Raw genomic sequence first — 2525 nt, forward strand, 5'->3', positions numbered from 1 at the left:
CGTAAGCGTCAAAGCAGGGCCGTCTTTACGAGGGCTGTCCCTACCAGCATGATTTGAGGTTGAGGCACAAATCGGTTGTGTCCACAAACTCGATTATGGACACAATAATTCAACCAGTCGCAAGACCCTCAAAACGTGGCAGCTACCGGCGCCACTCCGATGAATTCAAGCGGGCCGTCGTCGCCCAGTCGCTGCTGCCGGACGCATCCGTTTCGCGCATCGCCCGCCAGCACAACCTCAACGCCAATCAGGTATTCGCTTGGCGTAAACTGTTCGGAGAAGGCCAGCAGGAATCTGGCAATAATGTCTGCACACTGCTGCCGGTGACGGTGGTGGCACCGGTCATAGCACAGCCTTTGGCCCAGCAGGCATCGGCGTCCGGCGGCGTCATTGAACTGACCGTTGGCACAGCGCGGCTGCGACTGGAGGGGGCCGTTGACACTGCCGTGCTGCACCTGGTGTTGCAGCGGCTGCTGCCATGATCGGCCTGCCGGCCCACACCCGGATCTGGATCGTCGCTGGCATCACCGACATGCGCTGCGGCTTCAACGGCCTGGCGGCCAAGATAGAGACGACGCTGCAGACCGATCCATTCAACGGCCATGTGTTTGTATTTCGTGGCCGACGCGGCGACATCATCAAACTGCTGTGGTGGACTGGCGACGGCCTGTGCCTGCTGGCCAAGCGGCTTGAGCGGGGCCGTTTCATCTGGCCACAGGCCAACAGCGGTACGGTCACACTGACTCAGGCCCAGCTGTCGATGCTGCTCGAAGGCATCGACTGGCGCCAGCCGGTGCGCACCTGGCAACCACAATCGGCCTTGTAAACGTCGGCACCCTCGCGTAAACTTGGCCCATGCTCAATTCAGCCGACCTGCCCAACGACATCGATGCCCTGAAGGCGTTGCTGCTGGCGGCCGAGCAGATGGTGCGTGAGCGCGATGTCGCCATCGCTGCGCACGACGAGCTGGTGTCGGGACTGCGCGCGCAACTGACGACGACCGAGGTCGAGATCGAGCATCTGAAGCTGATGATCGCGAAGCTGAGGCGCATGCAGTTCGGTCGCAAATCCGAGAAGTTGGACCACCAGATCGAACAGCTGGAATTACAACTGGAAGACCTGCAGGCCACCGAAGGCGAGGCCGAGCGCGAGCGGCCACCGACAGACAAGGCACCGCGCACCAAGTCGGCGCGCAAACCGCTGCCAGAGCACCTGCCGCGCGACGAACGCGTGTATCAACCGCAGGCCGAGGCTTGCCCAGCGTGCGGTGGCGGGCTGCGCCAGTTGGGTGAGGACGTTGCCGAACAACTCGAATGGATACCAGGCAGCTTCCGCGTGATCCGCCATGTGCGTCCGAAACTGGCCTGCAAGTGCTGCGACACCATCGTGCAGGCGCCTGCGCCAAGCCGACCGATTGCACGCGGCATCGCCGGACCGGGCTTGCTGGCACATGTGCTGGTGGCCAAGTTTGCCGACCACCTGCCGCTGTACCGGCAATCGGTGATCTATGCCCGCGAAGGCGTTGAACTGGAGCGAGCGCTGCTGGCGAACTGGGTTGGTGCCGCCAGCGCCTTGTTGCGCCCGCTGGTCGACGCGATCCGGCGCCATGTGCTCGCTGGCGCCAAGCTGCACGCCGACGACACGCCGATTCCGGTGCTGGCGCCGGGCAATGGCAAGACGAAAACAGCACGGCTATGGACCTACGTGCGTGACGATAGCGCCGCCGGCGACACCACGCCGGCGGCGGTCTGGTTCGCCTACACGCCGGACCGCAAAGGCATCCATCCGCAAACTCATTTGGCCAACTTCAAGGGCGTGCTGCAGGCCGATGCGTATGCCGGTTTCAATGCACTTTACGTCGACGGCACCATACAGGAAGCGGCGTGCTGGGCACATGCGCGCCGCAAGTTCCACGATCTGCATGCAGCCAGACCATCGGCCATCACGACCGAAGCTCTGCGCCGGATTGCCGAGCTGTATGTGATCGAGGCCGAGATACGCGGCAAGCCGCCGCACGAACGACAGCAGGTGCGCCAGCAACGATCACGACCATTGCTCGATGACTTCGACAGCTGGCTGCGCGCCACGCTTGACAAGCTGTCGCGCAAGTCGGACACGGCGGCGGCGATCCTGTACGCGCTCAATCTGTGGCCGGCATTGCTGCGCTACTGCGATAACGGCATCATCGAGATTGACAACTCGGCCGCCGAACGCGCCTTGCGTGGCGTCGCCATCGGCCGGCGCAACTACCTGTTCGCTGGTGCCGACAGCGGTGGCGAGCGTGCCGCCGCCATCTACTCATTGATCGGCACTGCCAAGCTGAACGGGGTTGACCCCGAAGCGTGGCTGCGCCATGTGCTGACCCACATCGCCGATCATCCGGTCAACCGGGTCGATGACTTCCTGCCCTGGAACTGCGCCGCGCAGCTCCCTTCGGCTTAAACAACACGCCGCTTCCCAGCGGTGTGATGCCATCATCTTCTGATTCATTGACGGGCTCAAGACGGCGCTGGCTTGACGCTTAC

3 protein-coding genes are annotated in these 2525 nt (G+C 63.2%); all 3 read left to right on the forward strand.

Features of this window, described 5'->3' with window-relative positions:
• Positions 1–95: 95 nt before the first annotated feature.
• A complete protein-coding gene (locus tag K0F85_RS28200; RefSeq protein ID WP_219119111.1) occupies positions 96–482 on the forward strand; it encodes a transposase in 387 nt (128 codons plus the stop codon).
• Positions 479–826 carry an IS66 family insertion sequence element accessory protein TnpB gene (gene tnpB / locus K0F85_RS28205; RefSeq protein ID WP_219119112.1) on the forward strand — a complete coding sequence of 116 codons (348 nt, stop codon included), beginning with the start codon at positions 479–481 and terminating at the stop codon, positions 824–826. Before K0F85_RS28200 ends, tnpB begins: the two co-directional genes overlap by 4 nt.
• A gap of 98 nt (positions 827–924) precedes the next feature.
• Entirely contained in the window at positions 925–2442 is a 1518-nt protein-coding gene (locus tag K0F85_RS28210) for an IS66 family transposase (RefSeq protein WP_374198848.1), read from the forward strand.
• The last annotated feature ends 83 nt before the right edge of the window (positions 2443–2525 follow it).

Origin of the sequence: Janthinobacterium sp. UMAB-56, assembly GCF_900095265.1 — a bacterium.
Lineage (GTDB): Bacteria > Pseudomonadota > Gammaproteobacteria > Burkholderiales > Burkholderiaceae_D > Janthinobacterium.

Excerpts from the sequence above, each read along its gene's own strand:
- K0F85_RS28200 (WP_219119111.1), top strand. The coding sequence starts at position 96 with ATGGACACAATAATTCAACCAGTCGCAAGACCCTCAAAACGTGGCAGC.
- tnpB (WP_219119112.1), top strand. The coding sequence starts at position 479 with ATGATCGGCCTGCCGGCCCACACCCGGATCTGGATCGTCGCTGGCATC.
- K0F85_RS28210 (WP_374198848.1), top strand. The coding sequence starts at position 925 with ATGGTGCGTGAGCGCGATGTCGCCATCGCTGCGCACGACGAGCTGGTG.